We start from the raw sequence: 15,063 nt of genomic DNA, 5'->3' as shown, positions 1-15,063 counted from the left end.
ACTCGATCCGGTCAGGCCTACAGGCCGACCGCGGCACGCAACTTGTCCGCACGGTCGGTGTGCTCCCAGGGCAGGTCGACGTCGGTGCGGCCGAAGTGGCCGTACGCGGCGGTCGGTGCGTAGATCGGGCGCAGCAGGTCGAGGTCGCGGATGATCGCGCCGGGGCGCAGGTCGAAGACCTCGGAGATGGCGGCGGAGATGCGGGCCGGGTCGACCTTCTCGGTGCCGAAGGTCTCCACGAACAGGCCGACCGGCGCCGACTTGCCGATCGCGTAGGCGACCTGAACCTCGACGCGCTCGGACAGGCCGGCCGCGACGACGTTCTTGGCGACCCAGCGCATGGCGTACGCGGCCGAGCGGTCCACCTTCGACGGATCCTTGCCGGAGAACGCGCCGCCGCCGTGGCGAGCCATGCCGCCGTAGGTGTCGACGATGATCTTGCGGCCGGTCAGGCCCGCGTCGCCCATCGGGCCACCGAGCACGAACTTGCCGGTCGGGTTGACCAGCAGCCGGATGTTCGAGGTGTCCAGCGAGGGCAGCTCGAGATCGGCGATGACGGCCTCGACCACCTTTTCCCGGATGTCCGGCGCGAGCAGGTTGTCCAGGTCGATGTCGGCGGCGTGCTGGGTGGAGATGACCACGGTGTCGAGCCGGACCGGGCGGTCGCCCTCGTATTCGATGGTGACCTGGGTCTTACCGTCGGGGCGCAGGTACGGCAGCACGCCGGACTTGCGCACCTCGGTGAGCCGGCGCGAGAGCCGGTGCGCGAGCGCGATCGGCAGCGGCATGAGCTCGGGGGTGTCGGTGGTCGCGTAGCCGAACATCAGGCCCTGATCGCCCGCGCCCTGCTTCTCGATCTCGTCGTCGGACCCGCCGACGCGTGCCTCGTGCGAGGTGTCGACACCCTGCGCGATATCGGGCGACTGCGCGCCGATGGCGATGTTGACGCCGCAGGAGTTGCCGTCGAAACCCTTTGCCGAGGAGTCGTATCCGATCTCCAGGACCTTTTCCCGGACGATCTTGGGAATGTCGGCGTAGGCGCTGGTGGTGACCTCGCCCGCGACGTGCACCTGACCGGTCGTCACGAGGGTTTCCACCGCGACGCGGCTGCGCGGGTCTTCGGTGAGTAACGCGTCGAGGATGGAATCGCTGATGGCGTCACAGATCTTGTCCGGGTGACCTTCGGTCACGGACTCACTGGTGAATAGCCGGCTGCCGGACGTGCGCACAGTTGTTCCCTCTCCCTCAACGGGTATTCGTCTCGGTTTGCGACAATAACGCGAGACCGTTACCGCGCAACCCTTCATTCCAGACTATGGCAAACCACCGACATCCCGTGGGCCAAGAGACCACTATCTCAGACAGTTCGTCCGACTAGTCCCCCTGGCACCGCGAAACCGATGGATTGATTACCGGGTCATTATCCCGGTCTCGCAATATATTTCAGCTCAAGAGCGGCCTGAGCGCGTCGAGCACCCGGCTGGCGAGCAGCGCCTTCGACCCATGATCGAGCGACTGCTCGGTACCGTCCGCACCGAGCAGCCAGCCGTCGTTGGTGTCGACCTCGAACGCCTTGCCCTCACCGACCGCGTTGACCACGAGCAGGTCGCAGCCCTTGCGCGCCAGCTTGGCCCGCGCGTAGGTGAGCACGTCGCCGTGCTCGTCCCCGGTCTCGGCGGCGAAACCGACGATCGCGGTGCCGGCCAGTTGCCCGTCGCGGCGCTGCTGCACCAGACCGGCCAGGATGTCGGTGGTCTTGGTCAGCGCGATGACGTCGGGTTCTCCGGCGCCCTTCTTGATCTTGGCCGCGGCCACGTCGGTGGGCCGGAAATCCGCCACCGCCGCCGCCATGATCACCGCGTCCGCGCCGATGGCGTGCTTGTCGACCGCGGTCTTGAGCTGCTCGGCGGTGGTGATGTGGACCAGGTCGACCGCGGCGGGCGCGGCCATCTCGATCGTGTTGCCCGCGATGAGCGTGACGTGCGCGCCGCGCTGGGCCGCGACCCGGGCCAGGGCGTACCCCTGTTTGCCGGAGCTGCGGTTACCGAGGAAACGCACCGGATCCAGCGGTTCCCTGGTGCCGCCCGCGGTGATGACCACCCGGCGGCCTTCGAGGTCACGCGGGATGGCGTCGGCGCGTTCGAGCAGCAGCGTCGCGAGGCCGAAGATCTCCTCGGGCTCGGGCAACCGGCCCGGACCGGTGTCGGTGCCGGTGAGCCGGCCCGACGCGGGTTCCATCACGATCGCACCGTGCGCGCGCAGCGTCGCGACGTTGGCGACGGTCGCCGGATGCTCCCACATCTCGGTGTGCATCGCGGGCGCGAACAGGATCGGACATCGGGCCGTCAGCAAGGTGGCGGTGAGCAGGTCATCGGCGCGGCCCTGGGCCGCGCGCGCCATCAGGTCGGCGGTCGCCGGGGCGATGACCACGAGGTCCGCCTCCTGGCCCAGCCGGACATGCGGCACCTCGGGAACGTCGGTGAACACGTCGGTGTGCACCGGGTTCCCGGACAATGCCTCGAAGGTTGCCTTACCGACGAACTGCAGCGCCGACTCGGTGGGGATCACCCTGACCTGGTGTCCGGTCTCGGTGAACCGCCGGACCAGCGAACAGGCCTTGTACGCGGCGATCCCTCCGCCGACGCCGACGACGATCCGTGTGGTCACTACGCCTCCGGCCTAGTTGTTGTCACAGCACGCGCCCCGGGGCGACTACTCGCCTTCGGCGTGCTCGAGCAGGTCGGAGTGGATCTCGCGCATGGCGACCGAGAGGGGCTTTTCCTGCAGGCCCGGCTCGACCAGCGGGCCGACGTACTCGAGGATGCCGTCGCCGAGCTGGTTGTAGTAGTCGTTGATCTGGCGCGCCCGCTTGGCCGCGTAGATGACCAGGGCGTACTTGGACGAGGTGCGCTCCAGCAGCTCATCGATCGGGGGGTTGGTGAGGCCGATCGGGGTGTCGTATGCGGGAACGACTTTGCTGTCTGCACTGCTCACTGAGGGGGCTCCTGCGCGTGGAAGGTTATGAACTCGAATTTGTGCTAACGAACAACGATACCAACTGCTCACAGGCAGTAGTCACCTCGTCGTTCACGATGACGATGTCGAACTCGTCACAGGCCGCCAATTCGGTCCTGGCGGTTTCCAGCCTGCGCTCGATCACTTCCGGTGATTCGGTGCCGCGCGAGGTGAGCCTGGAGACCAGTTCGTCCCAGCTGGGCGGGGCGAGGAAGGCGAGGATCGCCTCCGGAATGGCCTTGCGTACCGACCGCGCGCCTTCTAGGTCGACCTCGACCAGTACGGGCAGACCCTCTGCGAGGGCGGCCCGTACCGGTGCGGCCGGGGTGCCCGAACGTTGCAAACCACCGTGTATATCAGCCCACTCGAGTAGTTCGCCCGCCGTGATCATGGCGTCGAACTCTTCCCTGGACACGAATCGATAGTCGAGACCGTCGACTTCTCCGGGCCTAGGTGCCCGAGTCGTCGCCGACACACTGAAGATCAGGTGCGGCAGTCGCTCGCGGACACAACGGACCACGGTCGACTTTCCGACGGCCGAGGGGCCGACCAGTACTACCAGCCGACCCTTCCGCGTATGTTCGACCACCCTCGTTATCAGGCGTCGAAGTCGAACCGGGCGAGCAGCGCCTTGCGCTGCCGATCGCCGAGTCCGCGCAGACGCCGGGTGGGGGCGATCTCCAGTTCACTCATGATTTCGGCTGCCTTGACCTTGCCCACCTTCGGCAGGGCCTCCAGCAGCGCCGACACCTTCATCTTGCCGAGAATCTCATCGGATTCGGCATCGGTGAGGACCTGCTTCAGGTTGGTGCCGCCTCGCTTCAGGCGCTCCTTGAGCTCCGCCCGAGCGCGGCGAGCGGCAGCCGCCTTCTCCAAAGCAGCGGCGCGCTGCTCGTCAGTCAGCTGGGGAAGGGCCACGGTTCCTCCGTCTCATCGTTCATTGCATCAACTCCTGCCGGTAACCCGGCAGTCTCAGCGACCGTACCCACGGCATCCGCAGATTGCGAACCCACCCCCCAGGTCAGCGCATGATTCCGGATGCCGTAGACGCGAGAGCGGCGCGATCCGCACTGCTCCTCTGTCGCTGCGCAGATCGTACCGCCGAAATCACGAAATGCCTCTTCAGCAGGGAGTTTTCATGATTGACACAGGTTAGCGGGAGGGTTGCTATGACGTGACATGTGCCGCCAGCAAACCCACCCCGGCCCGACCAGGAAGTTTCTCGGAATTTCCCGCGTGTCGCGTTGTCTTTCAGCGTGTCGTGGACCACAAACAGGTCGAACGACCGATCCAGGCCGACTCGGGGGCGATCGATTGTCGATCTGCACGGCCGGGTTTGTCGACCTGCACTGATGAAATCGCGATTCTGCGCCGATCCGGGCCCGCCGGCCATCCGGAGCACCACCGGACCGGGAAACGGGCGCAGCAGAGCGCCCAGGACCCGCTACGGGCCGCATGCACACGTGCACATGACCGCACACGCGGCCGGAAACGAGGCGGGACCGGCGCGATCGCGCCGGTCCCGGTGGTTATTTCTGCAGGAACGCGAACGTTTCCTGAAGTTCGTTCAAACTGTCGCGTAGCGCGGGAACCTCCGGCCCGGCGCGCAGCACCTCCCGCGAGGCGGTCGGTATCGCGGCCGCCAGCATCGACTCCGGCACCAGGTCACGCACGTTTTCCGGGCCCCCGCCCTGGGCGCCGACGCCCGGCATCAGGATCGGGCCGTTGAGCGCGGACAGGTCCGGCGCCTCGGTCAGGGTCGCGCCGACCACCACGCCGACCGACCCGAAGTCCGCGCCCGCATTGCGCGCGGCCGCCTGGTCGACCATCGTCTGCGCGATGCTGCGGCCGTCCCCCGTGACGACCCGTTGTAGTTGCGCCCCTTCGGGATTCGAGGTCGCCGCGAGCACGAACACGCCGCGGTGATTGGCCTCGGCCAATGCCAAAGCCGGTGCCAGCGAGCCGAATCCGAGATACGGCGAGACCGTCACCGCGTCCGCGCCGAGCGGCCCGTCGCCGAGCCAGGCGTGCGCGTAGGCGTCCATGGTGGAACCGATGTCGCCGCGTTTGGCGTCGGCGAGCACCAGGGTGCCCGAGGCACGCAGCACCTCGATCGTGCGCTCCAGCACCGCGATTCCGGCCGAGCCGTAGGTCTCGAAGAACGCGACCTGCGGCTTGACCAGCGCGACCCGGCCGTCGAAGGCCTCGACGCAGATCTCCGCGAACTGTTCCAGCCCGTCCGCGTCGGCGGTCAGGCCCCACGACTCCAGCAGACCCGGATGCGGATCGATGCCCACGCACACGGGGCCGAAATGCCCCATGGCGTGCCGCAATCGAGCGCCGAAGCTCTTCATCCCGCTGCCTCCGTCCGGTTCACCCACGCAGCACCGAGTGCAGCTCTTGCAGCGAGCGCACCCCGATCCCGCCGTTGATGCTCGCCTCGATGCCCTGCACCGCGGCGGCCGCGCCCTGCACCGTGGTAATGCACGGGATGTTCACCCCGACCGCGGCGCTGCGGATCTCGTAGCCGTCCACGCGCGGGCCCGAGTTGCCGTAGGGGGTGTTGAACACCATGTCGATCTCGCCGTCGCGAATCTGCTCGACGATCGTCGGCTGCGGCACATCGCCATTGACCTGCGCCGACTCCGGCTCCGAGTGCTTGCGCACCCGCTCGCACGGAATACCGTTGCGGCGCAACATCTCCGCCGTGCCCTCGGTGGCCAGGACGCGGAAACCCAAGTCGTGCAGGCGCTTGACCGGGAACACCATGGCCCGCTTGTCCCGGTTCGCGATCGAGACGAACACGGTGCCCTCGGTGGGCAACGAACCGTAGGCGGCGGTCTGGCTCTTGGCGAAGGCGGTGCCGAAGTCGGCGTCGATGCCCATCACCTCGCCGGTGGACTTCATCTCCGGGGAGAGCAGCGAATCCACGCCCGTGCCATCGGCCTTGCGGAACCGGTGGAACGGCAGCACGGCCTCCTTCACCGCCACCGGGGCGTCGAGCGGGACGTGCCCGCCGTCGCCCTCGCCGGGCAGCATGCCTTCCTTGCGCAGTTCGGCGATGGTGGCGCCGAGCATGATTCGCGCGGCGGCCTTGGCCAGCGGCACCGCGGTGGCCTTGGACACGAACGGAACCGTCCGGCTGGCCCGGGGATTCGCCTCGAGCACGTAGAGCACGTCGTCCTTGAGCGCGTACTGCACGTTGAGCAGGCCCTTGACCCCGATCCCCTTGGCCAGCGCGATGGTCGAGCGGCGCACCGCCTCGATGTCGCTGCGGCCCAGGGTGATCGGCGGCAGCGCGCAGGCCGAGTCGCCGGAGTGGATGCCCGCCTCTTCGATGTGTTCCATCACGCCGCCGAGGTAGACCTCGTCGCCGTCGCACAGCGCGTCGACGTCGATCTCGATGGCGTCTTCCAGGAACCGGTCGACCAGCACCGGGTGTTCGGGGCTGAGCTCGGTGGCCCGGGAGATGTAGCCCTCCAGGGAGCTCTCGTCGTAGACGATCTCCATGCCGCGCCCGCCGAGCACGTAGGACGGGCGGACCAGCACCGGGTAGCCGATCGAGGCGGCGATCTTCTTCGCCTGCGCGAAGGTGGTCGCGGTGCCGTACTTCGGCGCGGGCAGCCCGGCCGCGACCAGCACGTCGCCGAATTCGCCACGGTCCTCGGCCAGGTCGATGGCGGCGGCGCTGGTGCCGACCACCGGGACGCCGGCGTCGGTGAGCCGCTGCGCCAGCCCGAGCGGGGTCTGCCCGCCCAGCTGCACGATCACGCCGATGACGTTGCCGGACTCGCTTTCCGCGTGGAACACCTCGAGCACGTCCTCGAAGGTGAGCGGCTCGAAGTAGAGCCGGTCGGCGGTGTCGTAGTCGGTGGAGACGGTCTCCGGGTTGCAGTTGACCATCACCGTCTCGTACCCGGCCTGCGACAGCGTCTGCGCCGCGTGTACACACGAGTAGTCGAACTCGATGCCCTGGCCGATCCGGTTCGGGCCGGAGCCCAGGATGATCACCTTGTCCCGCTCACGCTGCGGCGCGACCTCGGATTCCGCGGCGGGATCGAGCTCGTAGGTGGAGTAGTGGTACGGCGTCTTGGCCTCGAACTCGGCGGCGCAGGTGTCCACCGTCTTGAACACCGGGCGAACGCCGAGCCGGTGCCGCAGCGCGCGAACCCCGGTCTCCCCGGCCAACTCCGGGCGCAGCGCGGCGAGCTGGCCGTCGGACAGGCCGTAGTGCTTGGACCGGCGCAGCAGCGTCTCGTCCAGCACGGGCGCGTCCATGATTTCCTGGCGCAGTTCCACCAGACCGGCGACCTCGGCGACGAACCACGGGTCGATTCCCGAGGCGGCGGCGACGTCCTCGATGCTCGCGCCGAGCCGCAGCGCGCGCTCGACCTGGTAGATGCGGCCCTCGATCGGGGTGCGCAGATCTTCCAGGATCGCTTCGACGTCAGTCCATGTGCCGTCGGCCTGGGTCCAGAAGCCGGCCGACTTCGTTTCCAGCGAACGCAGCACCTTGCCCAGCGCCTCGGCGAAGTTGCGGCCCAGCGACATCGCCTCGCCGACCGACTTCATCGTGGTGGTCAGCGTCGGGTCGGCGCCGGGGAACTTCTCGAACGCGAACCGGGGCGCCTTGACCACCACGTAGTCCAGCGTCGGCTCGAAGCAGGCCGGCGTCTCCTTGGTGATGTCGTTGACGATCTCGTCCAGCGTGTAGCCGATGGCCAGCTTGGCGGCGATCTTGGCGATCGGGAAACCCGTTGCCTTGGAAGCCAATGCGGACGAGCGCGAGACGCGCGGGTTCATCTCGATGACGATCAGGCGGCCGTCGCGCGGGTCCACCGCGAACTGGATGTTGCAGCCGCCGGTGTCGACGCCGACCTCGCGCAGGATCGCGATGCCGAGGTCGCGCATCTTCTGGTATTCGCGGTCGGTGAGCGTCATCGCCGGGGCGACGGTCATCGAGTCGCCGGTGTGCACGCCCATCGGGTCGACGTTCTCGATCGAGCAGACGATGACCACATTGTCGTGGCGGTCGCGCATCAGCTCGAGCTCGAATTCCTTCCAGCCCAGGATGGATTCCTCGATGAGCACGTTCGCGGTCGGCGAGGCGGACAGGCCGCCGCCGGCGATGCGATCGAGATCCTCGTCGTTGTAGGCCATTCCGGAGCCGAGGCCACCCATGGTGAACGAAGGACGCACCACCACGGGGAATCCCAGCTCGCGAACCGTGTCGCGGACCTCGTCCATCGTGTAACAGACACGGGAGCGGGCACTTTCGCCGCCGACCTTGGCGACGATGTCCTTGAACTTCTGCCGGTCCTCGCCGCGCTGGATGGCGTCGAAGTCGGCGCCGATCATCTCGACGTTGTACTTCTCCAGCACCCCGTTCTCGTGCAGCGCGACCGCGGTGTTCAGCGCGGTCTGCCCGCCGAGGGTGGCCAGGACGGCGTCGGGACGTTCCTTGGCGATGACCTTCTCGACGAACTCCGCCGTGATCGGCTCCACATAGGTGGAGTCGGCGAACTCGGGGTCGGTCATGATGGTCGCCGGGTTCGAGTTCACCAGTGAAACCCGCAGGCCCTCGGCCCGCAGCACCCGGCACGCCTGGGTGCCGGAGTAGTCGAACTCGCAGGCCTGTCCGATGACGATCGGGCCCGAGCCGATCACCAGGATGTGCTTCAGATCGGTGCGGCGGGGCATCAGGCTCCTTCCATGAGACCGGCGAAACGGTCGAAGAGATAGGCGGCGTCGTGGGGTCCGGCGGCGGCTTCGGGGTGGTACTGCACCGAGAACGCGCGGCCGTCGATCAGGCGCACGCCCTCGACCGTGCCGTCGTTGGCGCAGACGTGGCTGACCTCGGCCTTGCCGAACGGGGTGTCGAACTGCTCGCCCTGCTCGCCTTCCAGGGCGAACCCGTGGTTCTGCGCGGTGATCGCGATCCGGCCGGTGCCGTGCTCGATCACCGGGATGTTGATGCCGCGGTGGCCGAACTTCATCTTGTAGGTCTTGCGGCCGAGCGCGCGGCCGAGGATCTGGTTGCCGAAGCAGATGCCGAACAGCGGCAGCCCGCGCTCGAGCACCCCCTGGGTCAGCGCGACCGCGCCGTCCTGGGTGGCCGGGTCGCCGGGGCCGTTGGACAGGAAGACCCCGTCCGGGTTCAGCGCCAGGATCTGGTCGATCGAGGTGTTCGACGGGACCACGTGCACCCGCATGCCGCGCTCGGCGAACATGCGCGGGGTGTTGGTCTTGATGCCGAGGTCGACCGCGACCACGGTGAAGCGCGGGTCAGCAGCGCCTTTCCCGCCCGCCGCCCCCACGGCTTCGATGGTGTAGACCGAGTCGGTGCTCACCTCGTCGGCCAGGTCGGCGCCCAGCATGGACGGCTGACCGGTGACCCGGCCGAGCAGCTCGTCGGCGTCCGCGAGCGCGGCGCCGGAGAAGATGCCCGCCTTCATCGAGCCGCGGGTGCGCAGGTGGCGCACCAGCGCGCGGGTGTCGATGCCCGCGATGCCGACGATGTCCTGGCGCTGCATCGCCTCGGGCAGCGTGCCGGTCGCGCGCCAGTTGGAGGCGCGGCGCGCGGGGTCGCGCACCACATAGCCGGCCACCCAGATCTTGCCGGACTCGTCGTCCTCGTCGTTCCAGCCGGTGTTGCCGATCTGCGGCGCCGCGGCGACCACGATCTGGCGGTGGTAGCTGGGGTCGGTGAGGGTCTCCTGGTACCCGGTCATCGCGGTGCAGAACACCGCCTCACCGAGCGTCTGGCCCACGGCGCCGTAGGCCGAGCCGCGGAATACCCGGCCGTCCTCCAGCACCAGAGCCGCGTCCTGTCCTGTCATTGCTCGTCGTCTCCCGTCGTCGTGCCGGTCTGGTCCGCCTGGAGGCCCCGTGTCCAAGCCGGGTACACCGACTTGTCGTCACCCCGGAAACCGGTATCTATCTCGGTCCCGGTGGGCAGCTTCCAGCGAACTACCAGCACACCATCTGCTGTCATTACTTTCCCCGCATGCCCGCGCTCGGTGCGCACCGCGGTGATCGATTCCTGTGGAATCCAGATCACCGACGCGCCGTCGCGCTCGAGCAGGATTCCCCGTTCGAACCGGGTGAGCTCGGCCGTGGCCCGGAAACCCAAGTCGCCCACCGCGATCCGGTCCTGCCAGCTGGGCGCCATGGTGCTGCCGAGATACAGTCCGGTGGTCGGCTCGAGCACCTGGGCGCCGAGGTCCGCGGGCACCACCGGCAGCTCACCGATGCCGGCCGACTGACGCGCGGCCCGGTTCTGCCAACCCCGGTACATCAGCCAGAGGCACAGGGCGAACAGCGCGGCCAGTCCGATCACCCAAAGCGTTCTTTCCACTACGGACCTCCACTGTCTGATCTGCGGCGCTCCCGGTGCCCTTCGTCTGCGCGTCGCGCGGCTCGGCCACACCGGCCCGCCGGTTGTGCCTGGCCCAGCGCTCGCACCGGGTTACCCACCGGCCTTGCCCTCGCGGGCGGTTACCCGGCCCCTGAGCAACGTCGTCGTCACTCGAGCCGGGAACGTCATGTCCTCGAACGGTGTGTTGTTCGAGATGCTGGCGAGTTCCTTGGCGCGCACCGTCCAGCGGGCCTCGGGGTCGACCAGCGTGAGATTCGCCGGCTCACCGACCTCGATCGGCCTGCCGTGCTCGTCGAGGCCGACGATCGCGGCGGGCCGCTCGCTCATCACCTCGGCGACACCGCGCCAGTCCAGCAGACCGGGTTCGACCATGGTCTGCACGATGATCGACAGCGCGGTCTCCAGGCCGAGCATGCCCGGACGGGCCGCGGCGAACTCGCAGCACTTGTCCTGTTCGGCGTGCGGGGCGTGGTCGGTGGCGACGCAGTCGATGATGCCGTCGGCCAGGGCCTGGCGCAGCGCGGCGGCGTCGGAGGCCTCGCGCAGCGGCGGGTTCACCTTGTTCACCGCGTCGTAGGTCTCCAGGCGCGAGTCGTCCAGCAGCAGGTGATGCGGGGTGACCTCGGCGGTGATCGAGATGCCTTGCGCCTTGGCCCATTTCACCAGCTCGACGGTGCCGGCGGTGGAGGCGTGGCAGATGTGCACGCGCGCACCGGCATCGCGGGCGAGCAGGGCGTCGCGGGCGACGATGGACTCCTCCGCGGCCCGCGGCCAGCCGGCCAGGCCGAGCCGGGCCGCGGTCGGACCCTCGTGCGCCACCGCGCCTTTGGTGAGCCGCGGCTCCTCCGCGTGCTGTGCGATGAGCACGCCGAGGGTGTTCGCGTATTCCAGCGCGCGGCGCATGATCAGCGGGTCGTAGACGCAGTGGCCGTCGTCGGAGAACATCCGCACCGCGCCGGCACCGGTTGCCATGGTGCCCATTTCGGCGAGCTGCTTGCCCTCGAGTCCGACGGTGACCGCGCCGACCGGGTAGACGTCGACCAGGCCGACCTCCTGCCCGCGCCGCCACACATGGTCGGTGACGACCACCGAGTCGGCGACCGGGCTGGTGTTGGCCATCGCGAACACCGCCGTGTAACCGCCCAGTGCGGCTGCGGCGGAACCGGATTCGATGGTCTCGGTGTCTTCCCGGCCGGGCTCGCGCAGGTGCGTGTGCAGGTCGACGAAGCCGGGCAGCAGGATCTGTCCCTGCGCGTCGATGATCTCCGCGTCGCCGGCGGCCAGACCGGCGCCGATCTCCCGAATCACCCCGTCGGCGATCAGCACGTCGACCGGTTCACCCTCGCCGTAGATCCGGGCGCCCTTGATCAGAATGTCCGTCATGCCACCGCCTCCTGGGTACCGACCAGCAGCCGGAACAGGACGGCCATGCGCATGTGTACTCCGTTCGTCACCTGTTGCAAGATCGCGGCCTGCGCGGAATCGGCTACCGGCGAGGCGATTTCCATGCCGCGCAGCATCGGGCCGGGGTGCAGGACCGCCGCGTGTTCGGACAGCAGGGCGAGCCTGCGTTCGGACAGTCCGTAGTTGATCGAGTATTCGCGGGGCGACGGGAAGAAGCCGCCGTTCATCCGCTCGGCCTGCACGCGCAGCATCATCACCGCGTCGGCGCCGGGCAGTTCGGCGTCCAGCGAGTGCGCGATCCGGGCCGGCCAGGCGTCGACGCCGACCGGCAGCAGGGTGCGCGGGGAGACCAGCACCACCTCGGCGCCGAGCGTGTTCAGCAGGAAGACGTTCGAGCGGGCGACCCGGCTGTGCAGGATGTCGCCGACGATGACGACCCGCTTGCCCTCGATGTCGCCGAGCCGCTGGCGCAGGGTCAGCGCGTCGAGCAGCGCCTGGGTCGGGTGCTCATGGGTGCCGTCGCCGGCGTTGATGATGGCCGGGCCGGAGCCGCCGGACGAGACCGCCCAGGCGTCCATCCAGCGCGCGACCTGATGTGCCGCACCGGAAGCCGGGTGCCGCACGATGAGCGCGTCGGCGCCCGCGGCGTGCAGGGTGAGCGCGGTGTCGCGCAGCGATTCGCCCTTGGAGACCGAGGAGCTGCTGGCGCTGACGTTGATCACGTCGGCGCTCATCCACTTGCCCGCGACCTCGAACGAGACCCTGGTGCGGGTGGAGTTCTCGTAGAAGACGGTCATCACGGTGCGGCCGCGCAGGGTCGGCAGCTTGTGCACCTCGCGGCCGAGGAGGGCCTGCTCGAAGCGTTCGGCCTCGTCCAGCAACTCTGTCGCAGCCGCGCGATCCAAATCGCCGACGGTCAAAAGATGCCTCATGCTTCCCCCTCCTGACGCAGGTATACGCCGTCGCGGCCGTCGTGTTCGGTGAGCAGGACCGAGATGTCCTCGGCGCGCGAGGTGGGCACGTTCTTGCCCACATAGTCGGCCCGGATCGGGAGCTCGCGGTGACCGCGGTCGATCAGCACCGCGAGCTGCACCGCGCGCGGGCGGCCGAGGTCGCGCAGCCCGTCCAGCGCGGAGCGGACGGTGCGGCCGGAGAAGAGGACGTCGTCGATCAGCACGACCAGCGCGTCCTCGATGCCGCCCTCGGGCACCGAGGTGCGCTCCAGCGGCCGGTGCGGCCGGGTACGCAGATCGTCGCGGTAGAGGGTGATGTCGAGCGAACCGAGGGCCGGGCGGACGCCGGAGAATTCCTCGATCTTGTCCGTGAGCCGCGCGGCCAGCGAGGTGCCGCGGGTGGGAATGCCGATGAGTACGACGCGCGGATTACCCGGCTCGCCCGCGTCCAGCGCGGTCTTCTCGATGATCTGGTGCGCGATGCGCGCGATGGTCCGACTGACATCGGAAGCCGACAACAGCTCCCGCCCCGCCTCCACCCCCTCGGGGGTGTGTCGCTGCGATGTTTCGGCAGCGCCGGACTTGGCGGCCCGTTCGGGCACGGCCATGCCGACCTCCTTCCCCGCCTCACCGGACGGTCCGTTAAAGGATGTCTTACGGGAAGCAGCCTAACAGCGGTCGAGACCGGGCTTTCAGCAGGTGTTGCGCGGTGTGAGCCGGGCCACGAGCGGCGGGGAAGGTACGCGTCGCATCGATCGGTGACGCGGGTTACTCCGGGGGGCTTTCAGGCGCGGACGGCGTCGATGAAGCCGACATCGGGATTGTTCTCGACCGGCCTGCCGAACGGCGCGACGAGTTCGGCCCAGCCGCGGAAGGTGGTCTGCCATCCATGATCTTCGAGCCACTGCCGCGCGTCGCCACCCAAGCCCCGGAGTTCGCGCTCCCCCGCTTCGTCGGCGCGGACCAGCCGCCGGAGTTCGCTGTACTGCCCCGGCCTTTCGTCGGCGGCGAACCGGACGACGCCGAAACGGCTTCCCGGAGTGGAGAGTTCGGTCAGCGTCTCGGCGACGCGCAAAGCCTCCGCCCGGGCGAGGTAGCCGAGCACGCCTTCGTCGACCCAGTGCGTCGGGAGATCCGGCCGAAAACCGTTGATGCGCAGCGCTTCTGCCCAGTCGGCGCGCAGATCGATGCCGACGACGTACCGTTCGCAGGTCGGCACGGCGTGCGCGCTGGCCAGGATCGGCTCCTTGAAGGCGAAGAGTTCCGGCAGATCGAGTTCGAAGAGGCGAATGTCCGGCGGCAGCGCCAAGCGGAATGCCCGGGTATCCAATCCCGCGCCGAGCACCACGATCTGCCGGCAGCCCTGTTCCACCGCCGCGCCCACCTGGTCGTCGACCAGTCTGACCGAGAGCGTTCGGCCCGGGTAGAAGGCCTCCGCCAGTTCTTCCAGCTGAGCCCATCGCCGGGCACCGTCCGCGGTCTCGGCGAAACCACGCCGCGCGGCCTCGGCGAAGACCCGGGCCAGCGGGTCGTCGTACAGCCGGTCCGGCCGGTTCGATTCCAGCACCCTGACCACCGCGACCCCGATCGCGGTCATCGCGACCCCTGCCATCGGCACTTCTGTCATTGCCCGCCCCCTTCTGAAATTAGCTTGCCGACCGACTAGCTAACTGTGTTCGGGTGTGACGCTAGGCTCCAACTAGCCGGTCGTCAAGCAAAGGAGCGCCATGGACCGCCGTCGCAGCGATATGCGTGAACGAATCCGCACGGTGGCGATGGAGTTGTTCTCCGAGCGCGGCTACGAGAAGACGTCGCTGCGTGAGATCGCCGAGCGGCTCGACGTGACCAAAGCCGCGCTCTACTACCACTTCCGCACCAAAGAGGACATCGTCGTCAGCCTGTCCGACGACCTGCGGCGCGGCATCGATGACCTCGTCGCCTGGGCCGAGGCGACACCGCCGAGCCCGGACCGGGCGCGCGAAATCCTCGACCGCTACGGCGTACTGCTGCACGGCATCGGGCGCGGGATGGTGCGTTTCATGGCCGAGAACCAGCCCGCGTTCCGGGAGCTCGGGATCAACGTCGGGCTTCGCTACCAATTCAAGGTGCTCGCCGATCTGATGACCGAGCCCGACCGTTCGCCGCAGGCCGTATTCCACGCGCGCCAAGCGCTGCTGACGATCAGCTGGAGCACGGCGATGATGGGCGATCTGCCATTGAGCGACGACGAGTGCTACGCGGCCTCCGCCGAGATCGCGCGGGACATTCTCGCCAGGAACTGACCGCCGCGTCCGATTATCGCTAGCACATACG

General features: G+C 68.5%; 14 protein-coding genes. 1 reads left to right on the top strand and 13 read right to left on the bottom strand.

Going from position 1 to position 15,063, the window contains the following annotated elements:
- Window positions 1-17 precede the first annotated feature (17 nt).
- The 13 genes from metK to ACFYO1_RS08975 all read right to left on the bottom strand — a co-directional run bounded on the left by metK (window position 18) and on the right by ACFYO1_RS08975 (window position 14,377).
- Window positions 18-1,229 carry a methionine adenosyltransferase gene (gene metK / locus ACFYO1_RS09035; RefSeq protein ID WP_150406185.1) on the bottom strand — a complete coding sequence of 404 codons (1,212 nt, stop codon included), beginning with the start codon at window positions 1,227-1,229 and terminating at the stop codon, window positions 18-20.
- A 214-nt stretch (window positions 1,230-1,443) separates the two neighbouring features.
- Window positions 1,444-2,667, bottom strand: a complete 1,224-nt coding sequence (coaBC, locus tag ACFYO1_RS09030; protein ID WP_387228625.1) for a bifunctional phosphopantothenoylcysteine decarboxylase/phosphopantothenate--cysteine ligase CoaBC — start codon at window positions 2,665-2,667, stop codon at window positions 1,444-1,446.
- Between the two features lie 45 nt (window positions 2,668-2,712).
- Window positions 2,713-2,994 carry a DNA-directed RNA polymerase subunit omega gene (rpoZ, locus tag ACFYO1_RS09025; RefSeq protein WP_150406183.1) on the bottom strand — a complete coding sequence of 94 codons (282 nt, stop codon included), beginning with the start codon at window positions 2,992-2,994 and terminating at the stop codon, window positions 2,713-2,715.
- 25 nt (window positions 2,995-3,019) lie between these two features.
- Entirely contained in the window at window positions 3,020-3,604 is a 585-nt protein-coding gene (gene gmk, locus ACFYO1_RS09020; RefSeq protein ID WP_150406182.1) for a guanylate kinase, read from the bottom strand.
- Window positions 3,605-3,612: 8 nt separating this feature from the next.
- Entirely contained in the window at window positions 3,613-3,933 is a 321-nt protein-coding gene (gene mihF / locus ACFYO1_RS09015; protein WP_014986450.1) for an integration host factor, actinobacterial type, read from the bottom strand.
- A gap of 611 nt (window positions 3,934-4,544) precedes the next feature.
- Window positions 4,545-5,369, bottom strand: a complete 825-nt coding sequence (gene pyrF, locus ACFYO1_RS09010) for an orotidine-5'-phosphate decarboxylase (protein WP_387228623.1) — start codon at window positions 5,367-5,369, stop codon at window positions 4,545-4,547.
- A 19-nt stretch (window positions 5,370-5,388) separates the two neighbouring features.
- Window positions 5,389-8,715 (bottom strand): carbamoyl-phosphate synthase large subunit, encoded by a 3,327-nt coding sequence (carB, locus tag ACFYO1_RS09005; RefSeq protein ID WP_387228621.1) that lies wholly within the window; start codon window positions 8,713-8,715, stop codon window positions 5,389-5,391.
- Window positions 8,715-9,854, bottom strand: a complete 1,140-nt coding sequence (carA, locus tag ACFYO1_RS09000) for a glutamine-hydrolyzing carbamoyl-phosphate synthase small subunit (RefSeq protein WP_387228618.1) — start codon at window positions 9,852-9,854, stop codon at window positions 8,715-8,717. The genes carB and carA overlap by 1 nt, the downstream gene beginning before the upstream one ends.
- Window positions 9,851-10,372, bottom strand: a complete 522-nt coding sequence (locus ACFYO1_RS08995) for a transporter (protein WP_387228616.1) — start codon at window positions 10,370-10,372, stop codon at window positions 9,851-9,853. Before ACFYO1_RS08995 ends, carA begins: the two co-directional genes overlap by 4 nt.
- A gap of 111 nt (window positions 10,373-10,483) precedes the next feature.
- Window positions 10,484-11,776 (bottom strand): dihydroorotase, encoded by a 1,293-nt coding sequence (locus ACFYO1_RS08990; RefSeq protein WP_387228614.1) that lies wholly within the window; start codon window positions 11,774-11,776, stop codon window positions 10,484-10,486.
- Window positions 11,773-12,729, bottom strand: coding sequence for an aspartate carbamoyltransferase catalytic subunit (locus ACFYO1_RS08985; protein ID WP_387228612.1), 957 nt, complete (start codon window positions 12,727-12,729; stop codon window positions 11,773-11,775). The genes ACFYO1_RS08990 and ACFYO1_RS08985 overlap by 4 nt, the downstream gene beginning before the upstream one ends.
- Window positions 12,726-13,358 (bottom strand): bifunctional pyr operon transcriptional regulator/uracil phosphoribosyltransferase PyrR, encoded by a 633-nt coding sequence (pyrR, locus tag ACFYO1_RS08980; RefSeq protein ID WP_387228610.1) that lies wholly within the window; start codon window positions 13,356-13,358, stop codon window positions 12,726-12,728. The genes ACFYO1_RS08985 and pyrR overlap by 4 nt, the downstream gene beginning before the upstream one ends.
- 176 nt (window positions 13,359-13,534) lie before the next feature.
- Complete coding sequence (locus ACFYO1_RS08975; RefSeq protein ID WP_387228608.1) at window positions 13,535-14,377, bottom strand: SAM-dependent methyltransferase; 843 nt, start codon at window positions 14,375-14,377, stop codon at window positions 13,535-13,537.
- A 100-nt stretch (window positions 14,378-14,477) separates the two neighbouring features.
- Between ACFYO1_RS08975 and ACFYO1_RS08970 the strand changes: the two genes are divergently transcribed.
- Entirely contained in the window at window positions 14,478-15,032 is a 555-nt protein-coding gene (locus ACFYO1_RS08970; protein ID WP_387228606.1) for a TetR/AcrR family transcriptional regulator, read from the top strand.
- Window positions 15,033-15,063: the final 31 nt, after the last annotated feature.

This window comes from Nocardia sp. NPDC006044 (genome assembly GCF_042871115.1).
GTDB lineage: Bacteria > Actinomycetota > Actinomycetes > Mycobacteriales > Mycobacteriaceae > Nocardia.
Note: the sequence above shows the minus strand (reverse complement) of the source record. Positions and strands in the feature narration are given on the sequence as shown.